Raw genomic sequence first — 16,307 nt, 5'->3', positions numbered from 1 at the left:
AAACGAAACCGTTCCGTTTCGCTTCGGGGAGTGGCATGGATCACCTGTACGAGTTGCCGGGCCCCCCTGGCGCGGAAAGCATTGGGGGGTGAGTCACGACGTCGCGTACCTCCGCTTCCCGCACCTGCACGACGACCTGCTGTGTTTCGCCACCGAGGACGATCTTTGGGTGGCGCCCTTGGTTCCCCCTGGAGATCCGGTCGGCCGGGCCTGGCGGCTCACCGTCGACCGGACCCGGGTCAGCCATCCGCGCTTCTCCCCCGACGGCCGGCACATCGCCTTCACCACCTGGCGCAGCCTCGATCCCGAAATCCACCTCGCCCCCGTGGACGGCGGCCCGGCCCGCCAGCTCAGCCACTGGGGCTCCACCGACACCCGGGTCTGCGGCTGGGACCCGGACGGCAACGTCCTGGCGGTCTCCTCGCACGGCCAGCCCTTCTCCTACTACGCCTGGGCCTACAAGCTGCCCACGGACGGCAGCCCCGGCGGACGCCTGCCCTGGGGGCCCTGCTCCGACATCCAGGTCACCGACATCGACGGGGAGCACCGCACCCTGCTGCTGACCGGCAAGCCGCCGCACGAGCCAGCCGCCTGGAAGCGCTACCGCGGCGGCGCCACCGGCCGGCTGTGGCTGCACGGCACACAGCTGCTGGAGGACATCGACGGCCACCTCGACTCCCCGATGTTCGTCGGCGGCCGCATCGCCTTCCTCTCCGACCACGAGGGCATCGGCAACCTCTACTCCTGCCTGCCCGACGGCACCGGCCTGCGCCGGCACACCGACCACGAGGAGTTCTACGCCCGGCACGCCTCCAGCGACGGCAGCCGGATCGTCTACCAGTGCGCCGGGGAGATCTGGCTCGTGGAGTCGCTGGCTCCCGACGCCGTCCCGCGCAGGCTCGACGTCCGGCTCGGCGGGCCGCGCGCGGGCCGCCGTACGTACCAGGTGCCGGCCGCAAGCCATGTCGACTCGCTGTCCGTGGACGCCACCGGCCGGGCCAGCGCGGTCGTGGTGCGCGGCAGCCTGTACTGGCTGACCCACCGCGACGGCCCGGCCCGGACCATCGCCGACACCCCGGGCGTACGGGTGCGGCTGCCCGAGATGCTCGGCAGCGGCGGGCAGGTCGCGTACGTGACCGACGCCGAGGGCGAGGACGCCATCGAGATCGCCTACCTGCCGCGGGCCTCCGGGGAGCGGGAGCCGCGCCGGCTGGCCTCGGGCGAGCTGGGGCGCGTGACCGAGCTCCTGTCGGACCCGGACGGGGAGCGGCTCGCCATCGCCTCCAACGACGGGCGGCTGCTGCTCCTCGATGCGACCGAGGGGTCCACCGGAGAGGCCACCGAGCTGATCCGGTCCATCAACGGGCCCGTCACCGACCTGGCGTTCTCGCCCGACGGGGGCTGGCTGACCTGGTCGCACCCGGGCATCGGGCGTTCGCTGCGGCAGATCAAGATGGCGCGGATCTCCGGACCGGGCGGGCGGACCATCGTGGACGTCACCAACGGCCGCTTCGAGGACGAGAATCCGGTCTTCACCCGGGACGGCCGCTATCTGGCGTTCCTGTCGTGGCGCGGTTTCGACCCGGTGTACGACGTGCACACCGGCGACCTGTCCTTCCCGCTGGGCTGCCGCCCGTACCTGGTCCCGCTCTCCTCGGCGACCCCCTCGCCGTTCGCGCTGTCCCCCGAGGGGCGCCCGGCGGCGGGCGGACTCGACCCCGGCGAAGGGGAGCCGGACACCGGCGACGGCGCGGTGAGCGTGGAGGTGGAGGGCCTGGAGAGCCGGGTCACCCCCTTCCCGGTGTCCGCGTCCAAGTACTCGGCCCTGTACCCGGTGCACGGAGGCGGGCTGGTGTGGCTGCGCTGGCCGATCTCGGGCGCGCTCGGCGAGACGTTCGCCAACCCCAACGACATCAGCGGCAAGCCCACGCTGGAGCACTTCGACCTCACCAAGGCCCGCAAGACCGAACTGGCCTCGGGGCTGGACTGGTTCGCGGCCAGCGGCGACGGCACCCGGCTCGTGATCAACGACGACGGCGACCTGCGGGCGGTCCCGGCCACCGAGTCGGGCGACAGCGACTCGACCGTCTACCTGGACCTGCGGCGCATCCTGCACGAGGTGGACCCGGCGGCCGAGTGGCGCCAGGCCTTCGAGGAGGCCGGGCGGATCATCCGCGCGTACTTCTGGGAGCCGAAGATGTGCGGCATCGACTGGGACGGGGTGCTGCGCCAGTACCGCCCCCTGGTCGAACGGGTCGCCTCGCCCGACGAGTTCGCCGACCTGCTGCGCGAGGTCCTCGGCGAGCTCGGCACCTCGCACGCGTACGTCGCCCCCGCACGCCGCAACGAGGGGCCCCCGCACTACCAGCGGGCGATCGGGCTGCTCGGCGCCAACCTCGTGCCGCGGGACGGGGCATGGGTGGTCAGCCGGATCCTGCCCGGCGAGTCCTCCGACTCCAAGGCCCGCTCCCCGCTGGCCGGCACCGGCATCCGGGAGGGCGCGGTGCTCACCCATGTGGACGGGCGCCCGGTGGACCCGGTCACCGGCCCGTACCCCCTGCTGTCGGCGGCCGGGGGCACCACCGTGGAACTGACCTTCCAGCCCGCGGAGGGCGAGGGCCGGGCCCGCCGGGTGGCCGTCGTACCGCTGGTCGACGAACGGCCGCTGCGCTACCAGGACTGGGTGTCCAAGCGGCGCGCGGTGGTCCGGGAGATCAGCGGCGGCCGGTGCGGCTACCTGCACATCCCCGACATGGGCGGCTCGGGCTGGGCGCAGTTCAACCGCGACCTGCGGATGGAGATGTCCCGGCCCGCGCTGATCGTGGACGTACGCGGCAACGCGGGCGGGCATATCAGCGAGCTGGTGGTGGAGAAGCTGACCCGCTCCATCCTCGGCTGGGACCTGACGCGCAACGCCCAGCCGGTCTCGTACGCCTCCAACGCGCCCCGCGGTCCGATCGTGGCGCTCGCCGACGAGGCGACCTCCTCGGACGGGGACATGATCACCGCGGCCATCAAACTGCTGGGGCTGGGCCCGGTGGTGGGCCAGCGCACCTGGGGCGGGGTGGTCGGCATGACCGGCCGGCACACCCTCGGCGACGGCACGGTGATCACGGTGCCGATGAACGCCGCCTGGTTCCCGGAGTACGGCTGGTCGGTGGAGAACCACGGGGTGGAACCGGACCTCGCGATCCTGCGCACCCCGCTCGACTGGGCGGAGGGGCGGCACGCACAGCTGGACGACGCCGTGCACCTGGCGCTCGAACTGCTGGAGCAGGACCCGGCAGCGGTGCCGCCCGGCTACACGGACGTACCGGACCTGCGGCGTCCGAAGCTGCCGCCGAGGGCGTAGCGCGGGGGCAGCTTCGGAGGAACAGGGCATGCCCGAGGGGCGCGATCCGTACGGATCGCGCCCCTCGGGGCAGCTCGGTGCCGCGGCTCAGGACCGCAGCCCAGGGCCGCTAGAAGCTGTCGTCGACGTCGTCCCACGACTGGCGCGCCGTGTCCGGCGCCTGCGGGCTCTGGGGGCTCTGGGGGCCCTGGGGCTTCTTGCCCTTCATCTGCCCGGCGCGCTGGGACTTTTCGTCCTTCACGCCCCGCGCGGCCTTCTGCGCCTGCTCGTTGAGCTCGTTCGCCTTGTCGTGGAACTGGTCCTTGATACCCATGCTTGTTCACTCCAGAAGGGGTGTTGGTTGGTTGGGCCTCGACCAGACTTGCATGGGCGGACAAAGCTCGCATTTCGATCAGTTACTCTGCGTGCGCTCCCGCTCGTCCGCGGCCCCGCCCGCTCCCACAAGTCCCTTGGAAACACCGGCCAGCCGCGGCTCGAACCGCTTCATCTCGCGCTGCCCGACCGCCCCGATGACCGCCGGCAGGTAACCGCGCACCCCCTGCATGCCGCGCAGCCACCACTGCGCGTACACGTGCGCCGAGCGCCGCTCGATGCCCGCGACGATCCGGTCGACGGCCGGACCCAGCGGGTACGTGCGGTTGGAGGGCCACGGCAGGCGCTGGCGCAGCTCCCGCATGACCTCGTCCTGGTCGGCCCCGCGCACCATGTCGGTGTCGGTCCAGGAGAGGTAGCCGACGCCGACCTTGACTCCCTTGTAGCCGACCTCGGCGCGCAGGCAGTGGGCGAAGGCCTCGACGCCGGACTTGGAGGCGCAGTAGGCGGTCATCATCGGCGCCGGGGTGATCGCGGCGAGCGAGGCGATCTGGAGGAAGTAGCCGCGGCTCTCCGTCAGGACCGGCAGGAAGGCCCGGGCGGTGACGGCGCCGCCGATGAGGTTGACCTCGATCACCCGGCGCCAGGCGTCGGGGTCGGAGTCGGCGAAGGGCCCGCCGGCGGCCACGCCCGCGTTGGCGACGACGATGTCGACCTTGCCGAAGCGCTGCTTGATCTCCTGCGCGACCCGGGCCATGGCCTCGTGGTCGGTGACGTCGGCGTACCAGTGGTCGCTGTCGGTGTGCAGCCGCTCGGAGACCTCCTTGAGGGCTTCCGGCTCCAGGCCGACGAGCGCGATCCGCGCGCCGCGCGCGGAGAGTTTGCGGGCCAGCAGCTCGCCGACCCCGCGGGCGGCGCCGGTGACGACGGCGACCTGGCCTTCCAGACTCCTGCGAGCGCTCACGACGTCTTCTCCTTCTGGTCGAGGCCGTGCTGATCCAAGAACTGCGCGGCCAGCTCGCGCACGGCGTTGGTGACGGCCTCCGGGGCCTCGATCGGGGTCATGTGCCCCATGCCGGTGAGCTCGGTCAGGCCCACGCAGTTCGGCAGCGCGGCCGCGAGTCGCCGGGCGTGCACGACGGGCGTGAGCCGGTCGTTCTTGCCGCCGATGACGGCGGTGGGCACGGTGAGCCGGGCCACGTCGGCGTCCAGGTCCAGCCCGGCCAGCACCTGGGACCACGCGTGCCGGACCCGGGTGGGGCAGGCGTGCACGATACGGGCGCACGCCTCGACCTTGTCGGGCGCGGAACCGGGGCCCATGGTGGCGTACTTGAGGATCTTCCTGGCGACGGGCGTGACCGGGCCGAGCGGCGCCCGGGACCCGAGGACCGCGCCGGTGACACGGGTCCGCACGCGCCCGGGGCGCAGCGGCAGGACCTTCGACTCGGCGACCAGCCGGGCGCTGCCGGTGCTGCACAGCAGCGCGGCCGCGGCGTGCTCGGCGAACTCCGGCCGGGCTGCGGCGGCCATGATCGTCATGCCGCCCATGGAGTGCCCGGCGACGACCGCCCGCTCCCCGGGGGCGAGGGCGGCCTTGAGCACGGCCACCAGGTCGTCGGCGAGGGCGGTGGTGCTGTGGGCCAGGGCGGCGGGGCTGCGGCCGTGGCCGCGCTGGTCGTAGGCGATGACCCGGTGGTCCTTCGCCAGTTCCCGTATCTGCGCGGCCCAGAACGCGGTGGAACAGGTCCAGCCGTGCGCCAGCACCACGGCCGGCGCGCCCTCGTCCCCGTGGACCTCGACGTGCAGCCGGGCCCCGTCGGCGGAGTCGGCGACGAGCTCGCGCCGGGCGGCGGGCGGTGCGTAGGGCCCGGACATGACGTGCGTCAGGCGGCTCACGCGGCGCCCTCCGCCTCTTCAGCCCCGGACCCCACGGGGGCCGGGACCCGCTCGCGCTCCCGTACCCGTACGACCTCGTACTCCCCCAGATCGACGCTCCGCGTCTCACGGCGGAACTCGCCCGTGGTGCCGGGCCAGACGGTGGTGTTGCGCCCCTGGGCGTCGAGGTACCAGCTGGTGCAGCCTCCGGTGTTCCACACCGTGCGCTCCATCCGGGTCTGGACCTGCCGGTTCCATTTGTTCACGGCCGAGGGCCTGGCCGCCAGCGCGACCCGCCCGCCCAACACGCCCATCTGCCGCAGGTAGTCGGCCATGTAGTTGAGCTGCGACTCGATCATGAGGATCATCGAGCTGTTACCGAGCCCGGTGTTCGGGCCGATGATCGTCATCCAGTTGGGGAAGCCGGCCGCGGTGGCCCCGCGCAGCGACTGCATCCCGTCCTTCCACTCGTCCGCGAGGGTCTTGCCCTCCGCGCCCACCACCCGGTCGGCGATCGGCATGTCCGTGACGTGGAAGCCGGTGCCGAAGACGATCGCGTCGACCTCGGTCTCCGTACCGTCGGCGGCGACCAGGACCGAGCCGCGGATCTCCTTCAGCCCGGAGGCGACCAGATCCACGTTGGGCCGCGCCAGCGCCGGGTAGTACTCGCTGGAGAGCAGGATCCGCTTGCAGCCGATCCGGTAGGAGGGCGTCAGCTTGGCGCGCAGCGCCGGGTCCTTGATCGAGCGCGCCATGTTGGCCTTGGCCAGCGATTCGATGAGCCCGAGCTGGTTCGGCCGCTTGGTGAAGGCGCTGACCTGCAGTTCCCGGATGCCCCACAGCAGCCCGCGCCGCGCCGCCCGGGTGAAGGGCAGCTGGCGGTGCAGCCAGCGCTCCACGGCCGTTATGGCCCGGTCGGTGCGCGGCATCACCCACGGCGGGGTCCGCTGGAAGAGGGTCAGCCGCTCCACGTCGGGTGCGATGGCGGGCACGATCTGGATGGCGGAAGCGCCCGTACCGATCATGGCGACGCGCTTGCCGGCGAGGTCGTAGTCGTGGTCCCAGCGCGCGGAGTGGAAGACCTTGCCGGGGAACTCGGCGAGTCCCGGGACCTCCGGCATCCTGGGGTCGGACAGCGGCCCGGTCGCCGAGACCACGACGTCCGCGGTGAGCGTTCCGGCCGAGGTCTCGATCTCCCAGCGCAGCTCGTCCGCGTCCCAGCGCATCATCAGGACCTCGTGGCCGAGCCGGATGTGCCGGCGCAGCCCGAAGGTGTCGGCGACGTGCTCGAGGTACTCCCGGATGGCCGGCTGCCCGGAGAAGGTCCGGGGCCAGTCCGGGTTGGGCGCGAAGGAGAAGGAGTACAGGTGCGAGGGGACATCGCACGCGCACCCCGGATAGCTGTTGTCGCGCCAGGTCCCGCCGACCGAGTCGGCGCGCTCCAGTACGACGAAGTCCGTGATCCCCTCGCGCCGCAGCCGTACGGCCGCGCCGAGCCCGCCGAATCCGGACCCGATCACCGCCACGCGTACGTGCTCGCCCATGCCGCCCATGCCCGCCGCCTTCCGCATCTGCAACATTGCCAGCAATCACTGGCACAATCGGGAGAGTAGAGCAGCCTCGTACTCATGGGTAGGGGTCGCGCCCGGAAAGTTACCGGGGGTACGCCATAGGCTTCGTCCGTGGTGGACAGGGAAGCGGGGACGACAGTGCGCGAATACCGTACGGAGGAGCTGGCCGAGGCGGCCGGCATCCCGGTCCGCACCCTGCGCTTCTACCGCGAGCGAAAACTGCTCCCGCCGCCGCGCCGCGAGGGCCGCATCGCCTGGTACGACGACCACCACCTGGCCCGGCTGCGCACCATCGCCGCCCTGCTGGAGCGCGGCCACACCCTCGGCGGCATCGCGGAACTGACCGCCGCCTTCGAAAGCGGCCGCGACGTCAGCCAGCTCGGCGAGCTGCTCGGCATCGGCTGGTCGGGCCCTCCGTGTCGGGGTGCAGCGCCCGCACGACGTCGACGTAACCGGCCTCGCCGTACACCTTCCCCAGCCAGTCCCGCTCCTCGGGAAGGAAGCCCGCGTTCTTCCTGTTCGTCTTCCAGTTCTTGAGGTCGGCTTCCTGGTGGCAGATGTTCCAGTCCCCGCAGACCACGACCTCGCGCCCGTCCCCGGCGGCCCGCGTCTTCAGCGCCTGGAGGTAGGTGTGGAACTCCGCCATGAAGCGGTACTTCTCCTCCTGCTTCTCGGTCCCGGCCTCACCGGAGGGCAGGTAGAGGCTGGCGACGGTCACGCCGGGCAGGTCGATCTCGAGGTACCGCCCGCTCGTGTCGAACTCGTCACTCCCGAACCCCACCTGCACGCGCTCGGGCGCGCGGCGCGTGTAGAGCGCGACCCCGGCCCGGCCCTTGGCGGCGGCCGGCGCGAACACGGTGTGCCAGCCCTCGGGGCTCCGGACCTCGTCCGGAATCTGCCCCTCCTCGGCCCGTACCTCCTGAAGGCAGACCACGTCGGCGTCGGATCCCTCGAGCCACGCCCCGAAGCCCTTCTTGGCGGCAGCGCGGATCCCATTCACATTCACGGAGGTCACGATGAGCATCCCTGCACCATAGCGGCAGGGTTCCGTACGATGTCCGGATGTCTCACGGGATCCAGCTCCAGCCAGTGCCTTACGACCACCCGGACGCGGTCAAACTCAGTGACCAGGTCCAGCTGGAGTACCAGGCGCGGTACAACGACGGCGAGGGCGACGCCACCTTCCTCGACCCCGCCATGTTCGTCCCGCCGCGGGGCCTCTACCTGCTGGCGTACGACGCCGCGGGCGCGCCCGTCGCCAGCGGCGGGTGGCGCGGCCAGGAGCAGAACGACGAGGGCTACTCGGACGGCGACGCCGAGCTGAAGCGCATGTACGTCATACCGGAGGCCCGCGGCCTGGGCCTGGCCCGCCGGATCCTGGCAGTGCTCGAGGACGACGCCCGCGCGGCGGGCCGTACCCGGATGGTCCTGGAGACGGGCGACCAGCAGCCGGAGGCGATATCCCTCTACCTGTCCGCCGGCTACGCCCTGTCCGCCAAGTTCGGCCACTACCGCTTCCACGACTCCAGCCGCTGCATGACGAAACTGCTGCATTCTCCTTCTTGACGCGTCCCTCGCACCGCTCCAGAGGCCCTAACGCGGGAGCCAGGCGGCCCGGTCCGTGCCCCAGCGGGAGGGCCCGCGGGCCCAGTCCCCGAAGGGGCCGGCGGCGTACCGGAGCGGGCCGTATCCCGAGTCCGTTTCCCGCAGCCACGGCTCCGCCGCGTACCCCGAGGCAGCGGGCCCGGCCGCCGGGACGTCGCGGACCAGCCACGATGCCGTTCCCGCCAGGGAGAACCGCAGGGCGCGCCCGCCCCCCTCCGCCAGCGCCCGCAGGACACCGGCCGCCACCAGGTACCCCGTGCCGTGGTCGAGCGCCTGCGCCGGCAGCACCCCCGGCACGCCGCCCGGACCGGCGTACCGCGCGGCGATCCCGTAGCCCGCCTGCACCAGCGAGTCGAACCCCCGCCGCCCGGCCCACGGCCCGTCCCAGCCCCACGCGCACAGCTGGGCCACCACCAGCCCCGGCCGCCGCTCCAGCAGTTCCGCCGCCCCGAGCCCGTGCCGCTCCAGCGCACCCGGCCGGTATCCGGTCACCACCACGTCCGCCTCGGCCAGCAGCCCCTCGAACACCGTCCGGTCCGCCGTGGCCGCGAGGTCCAGCAGCGCCGACCGCTTGCCGAAGCCGGTGTCCGCATACGTGTCGGGCGCCTCCGGCAGCCCCGGCGAGTCGATCCGCAGCACGTCCGCGCCCAGCATTCCGAGCGTGCGCGTCGCGACCGGCCCCGCGATCACCCGGGTCAGGTCCAGCACCCGCACCCCGGCCGCGGGCAGCCCTGCGGGGGCCCGCCCGAGCGTCCGGCCCGGCGCCCCGGACTCCCCTGCGGCCTCGACCAGCGGCCGCGGGTCCCCGTACTCCTGCGCCACCGCGACCGCGAGCCCGCCCTCCCCGTACACGCGTTCCTGCACCTCGGCGGCCGTCCGGCCCGCCACCGCGGCCCGTAGCGCCTCCGGCGTCGCGGACCGCAGCCCCAGGGCCCGTACCAGCGCGGCCTCGTGGTGCGGATAGTTGGCGTGGGTGCGCACCCAGCCGTCCGCCCCCCGCCAGAAGCCGGACAGCGGCGCGAAGTTCACCGGCTCCCGCCCCCGCACCCGCAGGTGCCGCTCGCTGACGAAGGCCGTGGCCACCGCGCCCTCGTCCACGGCGGACGGGTCCGCGTCGGCCGCCCCGCCCCCGGCCCGTACGGCGGCCAGCTCCGCCGCGGCCAGGGCGCACGCTCCGACGGTGGCCCGCGCCAACTCCCGTACGGGCAGCGGCCCCTGCCCCAGCCCCGGCGCCCCGCGGTACCGCACCCGCCCGGCGAGCTCCGGTGCCCCACCGAGCGCACCCCACGCCTGCGCCGTCGCGCCGTCCTGCTCACCCGTGATCGTCATGGGCCCATTCTCAGGCCGTTTTTCACGGCCGAGGGGCCCGTTCGATCGCGAGATCGGACGGGCCCCTCGGTGTTCGCACAGGTCGGTCAGGAGGTGAACCAGCCGTTCAGGTCGGCGATCACATCGGCTGAACCGGTGTTGTTGTAGAAGGTCACCCGACCGTCCACGACCGGGACCACGACCAGGTTGGAGACGGTCTGGCCGGCCAGGAAGTTGAGGTTCGACACGTTGGGACGTGCGACCCCGTGCGGCTGGACGATGAGGTGACCGTCCTGGGTGGGGTTGGTGACGGTGACGTTGAGGACCACCGCGGTCACCCCGGTCAGCGGCACGCCCTCGACCCCTGCGACCTGGAGGCTGACGACGCCGCCCTGGCCGACGGCCCCGGCGCGGGCGCCGGTGCCGGTGCGGGTGTCGAGCAGCCGCACCGGGGAACCGGCCGAGAACGTCGACCCGTTCGCCGAGTAGTAGCCCGTGACGTCGGCGATCAGGTCCACCGAGCCCGAGTTGTTGCGCAGGTCGACCTTGCCGTTGACGACCGGAACGGTCACCAGGTTGGGGACGACCTGCCCGGCGGTGAAGTTGAGGTTCGACACCCCCGGCGCCGCCTGCCCGTTCGGGTAGACGGTCACGTGCCCGGCCTCGGTCGGGTTGACGGCGGTCACGTTCATGACGACCGCGGTCACCCCGCTCGCCGGAACACCCTTCACACCGGCCACCTGCAGGGTCACGACCCCACCGGGACCGACCCGGGCCTTGTTGGCCCCGGTGCCGTCACGCGTGTCCAGGAACCGCGACGGCGTGATCGGCGTGAATGCCGAGCCGGTCGCGGCCTTGTCGGTGAAGTACCCGGTCACGTCCGCGATCAGGTCCACCGAACCGGCGTTGTTGCGCAGGTCCACCTTGCCGTTCACGACCGGGACCGTCACCAGGTTGGGGACGATCTGCCCGGCCGAGAAGTTGAGGTTGGACACCGAGGGCTTCGGCTGCCCGTTCGGGTACACCATCACGTGCCCGGCTTCGGTCGGGTTGACGGCGGTCACGTTCATGACGACCGCGGTCACCCCGGTCGCCGGGACGCCCTTGACGCCGGCCACCTGAAGGGTGACCACGCCACCCGGACCGACCCGCGCCTTCGTCGCCCCGGTGCCGTCACGCGTGTCCAGGAACCGCGAGGGCGTGATCGGCACGAACCGGCTCTTCGCCGCGGCCGCGGCCGCCGTCACCGTGTACGCCTTCGGCAGGTAGCCCGGAGAGGGCACTCCGGGAGTGGACACGTAGCCGTCGCGCACCACGTCGTAGGTGCCCGGCTCCAGCCCGTTGGTGTCGACCAGCACATCGAGAGCGGTGCCGTCGGTGTTCACGGAGAGCACCTTCATGACCGGCCTCGGATCGCCCCCGATGTCACTGCGCACCAGATGGATCTTGCTGTCCAGGGTGAGCCCCGTACCGCGGACGACGGCGTGGGTCTGCGTCCCGGCGGCGCCGGTCGCGGGGCTGATCGACGTGGGCAGAGCCCCCGGTTGCGGGTAGACGCACTCGGAGTCGCACAGTCCCTGCATGCTGAACTCCACGGGCGTGGCACTGCGACCGGCGCTCAGCAGGAGAACGGCCTGGCCGGCCTCGGCGTTCCCGAGGGTCAGGCACCGGGCACCGAACACGCCCCACGACTGGTTGCACTGGAACTCGACGCCCGTGCTCGTCCACTGAGCGGCACCGTGCAGGTTCAGCGACGGGTTCTCGTTGGTGGTCGTGCTGGTGGTGCCGGCGATCTTGAACGCCTGATTGGGCTTCACGTCGATCACGGCGCAGTAGCCCGTCGAGGACTCGGAGAGCACCCCGCTCCGCGCCGGGAAGCCGTTGACCGAGATGGGGTTGGCGGTGCACTCCGGCGCCCAGCCGGCCGCCGTGCCCACCCTCCAGGTGTCCACGTCGGTGTGGATCGGCTTGTCCTTGTAACCGGAGGCCAGCACGATCGCCACGTACGAGGTCGAGCCGGTGACCCGGCAGGAGGCACCGCGGCAGAGGTACTTGCCGTTGGCGTCGACCGCCATCAGCAGCGTCGACGGTGCGTACCGCGGGTCCGCGAGGGTCCGCGAGCTCAGCCAGATCTTGTCCGTGGCCGCGCCGGTGACCCGCACGCAGCGGGCGTCGAGCGCGGAGGTCAGGTCCAGCGGGAGCGACTGGCCGCCGACTGCCGTCGAGGCGGGCGCGGCGCACTTCGCGGTCGCCGATACGTCACGCCGGACCAGCTTGTACGTGTCCGGCTGCCAGCCCGCGAGGATCAGCGGGGCGGTGTAGGTGACACCGGCCGCGAGCGTGCAGATGGTGGTGGAGGAACCGACCGTGGAGCAGGCCTCGTTGCCCGCGGGGTCGATCAGCCGGACCGACGCGTTCACCGTGTTGGCGTTGTTGGCGTAGTCGAGCATCTCCGCGGTGGAGTGCCGGTCCGCCGGCACGCTCATGCAGCGCAGCGGGTCGGCCGGGGTCAGCGAGACCTCGGCGCCCCAGGTGCCGTCGAAGCCGGTCTGCTGCCAGGCGGTGCAGCCCGCGGTCTCGCCGGTGCGGTGGACGACCAGGCCGTACGCCAGGGCCGGGGTGCCGCTCAGCACGGCGCGGAACGGCGCGGTGCCGGTCAGCTTGCAGACGGTGTAGAAGCGGCCGTCGTTCTTGCACTGCTCGGCGCCCGCCGCGTCGTAGACGACGACGGTGGCGTTCGTGCCCTCGGCGGGCGGCCGGTTGATCAGGTAGACGCCCTTGCCGGTGGCGGTGGGAAGCGTCAGGCAGAGCTTCTGCCCGGGTCCCCCGAACGTGCCGGCGGCCGGACCGGCCACCAGGCCGTTGTCGTGGGTCGCGGTGCAGCCGCGGGTCTCCTTGGCGGAGTGGAAGGCCATCCCGAACGCACCGGCTTCGGCGGCGCTGCGGGGGTCGACGACCCAGGTGCGGTCACCGGGAGCCAGCTGGCAGGTGCCCTGGGCGCAGTCGGCGACCGGAGTGCCGTCGGACGCGAACAGCCCGCCGTACGGGGCGGCACCGGAGGAGACCGGCTCGAAGGCGTACACGCCGGCCTGCGTGACCCGCAGGGTGCGGCAGCGTGCCGTGGAGCTCAGGTCAGGAGCGGTCCCGAACGCCTGCGGCTCCACCACCGCGCAGCCCTCCGGATTGGAGAGCCGCGCCACGGTGACGTCGTAGGTCTGCTCGGCGCCCGAGCCCTGCAGCACCGACATCCGGTACGGCGCGGTGCCCGTGAGCTTGCAGTCGAGCGTGTCGCCCTCGTGGCTCCGCGAGGTGCAGATCTCCTTGCCGGTGGCGTCGTAGACCGTCTGCAGCACCCGGTAGGTGGAGGCGTGCGTGCGCAGCACGTCGTTCGCGGCAAGGTCCAGCGTGTAGCAGTCGCCCGCCGAGCCGACGGCCAGCGAACCGTGGAACACGGTCGGGGCACCGAGCTTGCGGTCGGCGGCGCCGACCGCCTTGCAGGCGGTGGAGGAGAGCAGCGGGACGTACGACACCGCGATGTCGTTCTCCATGCCGCTGTTGTCCCTGACCTCCAGCGTGTACGTCCCCGCCTGGCCGGTGGGGCAGCGGAGCACCCCGCTCGAGTAGGCGGTGACGCTCTCGCAGGTCACCGCCGCGCCGTCCGGCGCGATCAGCTTGGGGTAGGCCCATCCCCGCGTGGCGAGGACCTCGAGGAGCACCACGTCCTTCTGCTGCGGCAGCGCGAGCGTGAAGGAGACCGTCTTGTAGGGCTCGACCGTGCAGTTGACGGTCGTGTGCGGCGCGAGGGCCGCCGGGCAGGCCTCCGCCACGTCGCTCTTCTCGAGCGCACGGGCGGCGGCCTCGTGGTCGGCCTTCGGGTCCGCCTTCGGCGGAGCCTTGGGCCCGGCCGCGGCCGGCGCGGTGGGCTCGGCCTGCGGCGCGGCGGTGGCCTCGGGCGGCGCGGCCGCCGCGAACGCGGATCCGGTCTGGCCGCCGACCGCGGTCAGTACGGCGAGCAGCAGGGCGCCTGCGGCAACAGCCCCGCGGCCTCTTCCCCGTCTTCCGCGCGTTCTTCTGCCAATGGGCAGCAAGTTCATGAACCCCCCAGTTCAAGCGATCCCGACCCCGGTGCCATCACGGGAGTTACGGGCAGGGGGAGTTTAACCACCTGGTGCTGGAGGTTCGCAGGGGGTTTACGCGTGAGTACGTAGCACCGGGAAAGCGGGTGTCACGAGACCGCGTCGACCGGCTCGGGATGGTCCGACTTGACCTGCGCCACGGCAGCGGGCACGAACGTCGCGACGGTATCGGCCTCCGCCCGGGTCAGCGAGAGGACGGTGCTGATGACCACGAGCGAACCGCCCACGCGTACGACAGTCGCGTCAGCGCGTTGCGAGTCACCCGTGGTGCTCGTCGTGACCACCGCCTGGATGACGAGGCTCTCGTCTCCGAGCCGGGGGCCTTCGGCGACGGCGAAACCGGCGGTCTCGGCAGGCTCCCATGACGCGCGTGGCAGATCCACGCTCCGGCACCGGCCCACCAGGTTGCGCATGTCCTGCATCGCCTGGTGCGCACCGTCACCCGGGAGCGAGTAGAGCGTTTCCATGCCGGGGATGACGCCGCCCCCAGCGGACTTTCCGCCGCTGAACGTGGCTCTTGCGGACGCAGACGACGCCGTCGTACTCGCATCCACAACAGTCTGCCCGTCGAGAAGGTCCGTACAGGACGGCGGTGTTGCCGCCGCGCCCGAGGCTCCCTTCGGGTTCTCGTCCTCGGGATCCGCCACAGAGGTCCAGCCGCCCGGCAGACTTGCGGGCAGGAGGTGTGTTCGCAGCTCAGCAGCCGACAGCGGTTGCAGCTCAGAGGCCGGCAGCGGTTGTTGAGGCTTCGTCGAGCTTCCACAAGCTGTGACCGACGCGAGCAACGCGAGTCCGGCCACGCACCGGATTCCGGAGTTCGTCACCTCAGCACACCTCCCACCCCAAGTGATCAACCCGCAAACGCCGAGATCCCGCCCAGCCTTTCGGCTGAACGGGATCTCGTGACGATCCTCGAGAGCTACTCGAGAATTGTCGTCTGTGGACCTGTGGGGATTTGAACCCCAGACCCCCTCGATGCGAACGAGGTGCGCTACCAGACTGCGCCACAGGCCCTTGCGACGTGTGAAACATTAGCATCCCGGCGCGGGTGCTCCAAAACGCGTATTCAGGAGCGTCCGCGCAGGTCACCGATCACTCGTTCGCGGCGCGCGGGCGGTCTTCGCTCTCGTACTGGTCGAACAGCGGGGTGCGGCCGCGGTCGCGGCCGCGCGGGCGCGGGGTGCTCGGGGGCTTCGACTCAGTCTTCGGGGCCGGGACCGCGGGCTGGGCGCGCAGGCGGGGTTCCGTCGGCTCGGCCGTGCTGGAGCGGGTCGCGCTCCAGGCGTCCGGGGTCGCCGGGCCGGTGGCGCGCGGGGCGACCGGGGCCGTCACGTACGTGGGCAGCGGGACCGGGACGGGCTCCCAGCTGTCACCGCGGGCGGGGCCGCGTTCGCGCTCGCGCTGCTGGTCCACCCACTCGGCGTGGTCGGTCTGCTCGACCAGCGCGCGCCGTCCGGCCTCCTGCGGGGAGACCGGTGGGGCGGGGTCCGGGTCGCTGCCCACGCCGGCCTCAGGCTCGCGGCGGCGCGGGCGGTTCTCCCGCAGGTGCCGCGCGGCGGCCTCGGCACGGCGCCGGTCCATCGTGAACTCGTAGCGCCGGCGCTCCTGGACCCGCAGGTGCACGATGTACGCGCTCAGCAGCAGGGCGGGCACGGCCGGGGCCCACAGGAAGCGCAGCCCGCCGACCGCCGCGACGACCGCGCCGAGGGTGAAGACGAGGAACAGGAGCGCGGTGGTGCGCCGACGGCGCGCGAGGACCTGGAGGCGCTGCTCGCGCCGGGCCCGCTCCGCGCGCTGCTCCCGCTCGGCGGCAGCCGGTCTCGGCTCCGCCCTGGTCGGGGGCACGACGACGGCCCGGGCGTCGGCGTCAACGGAATTCACCGTTTCCGTCGCGGCGTCCGGGTCCGCTTGGGGCTGGGGGTCCGCCTCCTCGTCACCGCGCTCACGCAGCCCCTTGGCGTAACGGCGCTCCATTCCCGCCCGGCCGGAAAGCAGCCGAATGGCAGTGGAGAAGCGTTCCGTCGGACGGGCTTCGTTCAGCTCGTCCTGCCTCCGGAGCCACATGGGCACCAAGTAGGCGGCCCAGGCCCCGACAATGACTGCGTAGATGAGGCCGCTGCTGCTCACACCTCACACCGTAGAGGGGTA

10 protein-coding genes, 1 tRNA gene and 2 pseudogenes are annotated in these 16,307 nt (G+C 72.4%); 3 read left to right on the top strand and 10 right to left on the bottom strand.

Features of this window, described 5'->3' with window-relative positions; translation table 11 throughout:
• The first annotated feature begins 88 nt into the window (after positions 1-88).
• Positions 89-3,352, top strand: coding sequence for a S41 family peptidase (locus tag OHA89_RS22165; RefSeq protein WP_266609462.1), 3,264 nt, complete (start codon positions 89-91; stop codon positions 3,350-3,352).
• A 109-nt stretch (positions 3,353-3,461) separates the two neighbouring features.
• Here the strand turns inward: OHA89_RS22165 and OHA89_RS22160 are convergent, their stop codons facing one another.
• From OHA89_RS22160 to OHA89_RS22145, 4 genes are all read right to left on the bottom strand, one after another.
• Positions 3,462-3,665 carry a hypothetical protein gene (locus tag OHA89_RS22160; RefSeq protein ID WP_266609461.1) on the bottom strand — a complete coding sequence of 68 codons (204 nt, stop codon included), beginning with the start codon at positions 3,663-3,665 and terminating at the stop codon, positions 3,462-3,464.
• Positions 3,666-3,743: 78 nt separating this feature from the next.
• Positions 3,744-4,628: an SDR family oxidoreductase gene (locus OHA89_RS22155; protein ID WP_257555925.1), complete on the bottom strand. Its 885-nt coding sequence runs from the start codon at positions 4,626-4,628 to the stop codon at positions 3,744-3,746.
• Positions 4,625-5,560 (bottom strand): alpha/beta fold hydrolase, encoded by a 936-nt coding sequence (locus OHA89_RS22150; RefSeq protein ID WP_266609460.1) that lies wholly within the window; start codon positions 5,558-5,560, stop codon positions 4,625-4,627. The genes OHA89_RS22155 and OHA89_RS22150 overlap by 4 nt, the downstream gene beginning before the upstream one ends.
• Positions 5,557-7,119 carry an NAD(P)/FAD-dependent oxidoreductase gene (locus tag OHA89_RS22145; RefSeq protein ID WP_257555922.1) on the bottom strand — a complete coding sequence of 521 codons (1,563 nt, stop codon included), beginning with the start codon at positions 7,117-7,119 and terminating at the stop codon, positions 5,557-5,559. The genes OHA89_RS22150 and OHA89_RS22145 overlap by 4 nt, the downstream gene beginning before the upstream one ends.
• A 105-nt stretch (positions 7,120-7,224) precedes the next feature.
• On the opposite strand from OHA89_RS22145, the pseudogene OHA89_RS22140 reads away from it, so the two are divergent.
• A pseudogene (locus tag OHA89_RS22140) lies at positions 7,225-7,512 on the top strand (MerR family transcriptional regulator); the annotation flags it as partial.
• On the opposite strand, the pseudogene OHA89_RS22135 reads toward OHA89_RS22140, so the two are convergent.
• Positions 7,511-8,134, bottom strand: a pseudogene (locus tag OHA89_RS22135) (exodeoxyribonuclease III); the annotation flags it as partial. The pseudogenes OHA89_RS22140 and OHA89_RS22135 overlap by 2 nt on opposite strands.
• A 38-nt stretch (positions 8,135-8,172) precedes the next feature.
• On the opposite strand from OHA89_RS22135, the gene OHA89_RS22130 reads away from it, so the two are divergent.
• Complete coding sequence (locus OHA89_RS22130; protein ID WP_266609457.1) at positions 8,173-8,676, top strand: GNAT family N-acetyltransferase; 504 nt, start codon at positions 8,173-8,175, stop codon at positions 8,674-8,676.
• 27 nt (positions 8,677-8,703) lie between these two features.
• On the opposite strand, the gene OHA89_RS22125 is transcribed toward OHA89_RS22130, so the two are convergent.
• The 5 genes from OHA89_RS22125 to OHA89_RS22105 form a co-directional block, all read right to left on the bottom strand.
• Complete coding sequence (locus tag OHA89_RS22125; RefSeq protein WP_406366912.1) at positions 8,704-10,044, bottom strand: CoA transferase; 1,341 nt, start codon at positions 10,042-10,044, stop codon at positions 8,704-8,706.
• Between the two features lie 86 nt (positions 10,045-10,130).
• Positions 10,131-14,117: a hypothetical protein gene (locus OHA89_RS22120; RefSeq protein WP_406366911.1), complete on the bottom strand. Its 3,987-nt coding sequence runs from the start codon at positions 14,115-14,117 to the stop codon at positions 10,131-10,133.
• 131 nt (positions 14,118-14,248) lie between these two features.
• Positions 14,249-14,626 (bottom strand): hypothetical protein, encoded by a 378-nt coding sequence (locus tag OHA89_RS22115; RefSeq protein WP_406366910.1) that lies wholly within the window; start codon positions 14,624-14,626, stop codon positions 14,249-14,251.
• A gap of 473 nt (positions 14,627-15,099) precedes the next feature.
• Positions 15,100-15,173 (bottom strand) — tRNA-Ala (locus OHA89_RS22110).
• A gap of 78 nt (positions 15,174-15,251) precedes the next feature.
• Positions 15,252-16,286: a hypothetical protein gene (locus tag OHA89_RS22105; RefSeq protein ID WP_266609454.1), complete on the bottom strand. Its 1,035-nt coding sequence runs from the start codon at positions 16,284-16,286 to the stop codon at positions 15,252-15,254.
• Between the last annotated feature and the right edge of the window lie 21 nt (positions 16,287-16,307).

The sequence above is a fragment of the Streptomyces sp. NBC_01546 genome (assembly GCF_045208355.1).
Classification (GTDB): Bacteria; Actinomycetota; Actinomycetes; order Streptomycetales; family Streptomycetaceae; genus Streptomyces.
This window is presented reverse-complemented; position numbering and strand designations above follow the sequence as displayed.

Excerpts from the sequence above, each read along its gene's own strand:
- OHA89_RS22160 (WP_266609461.1), bottom strand. The coding sequence starts at position 3,665 with ATGGGTATCAAGGACCAGTTCCACGACAAGGCGAACGAGCTCAACGAG.
- OHA89_RS22145 (WP_257555922.1), bottom strand. The coding sequence starts at position 7,119 with ATGTTGCAGATGCGGAAGGCGGCGGGCATGGGCGGCATGGGCGAGCAC.
- OHA89_RS22130 (WP_266609457.1), top strand. The coding sequence starts at position 8,173 with ATGTCTCACGGGATCCAGCTCCAGCCAGTGCCTTACGACCACCCGGAC.
- OHA89_RS22125 (WP_406366912.1), bottom strand. The coding sequence starts at position 10,044 with ATGACGATCACGGGTGAGCAGGACGGCGCGACGGCGCAGGCGTGGGGT.
- OHA89_RS22120 (WP_406366911.1), bottom strand. The coding sequence starts at position 14,117 with ATGAACTTGCTGCCCATTGGCAGAAGAACGCGCGGAAGACGGGGAAGA.
- OHA89_RS22115 (WP_406366910.1), bottom strand. The coding sequence starts at position 14,626 with ATGGAAACGCTCTACTCGCTCCCGGGTGACGGTGCGCACCAGGCGATG.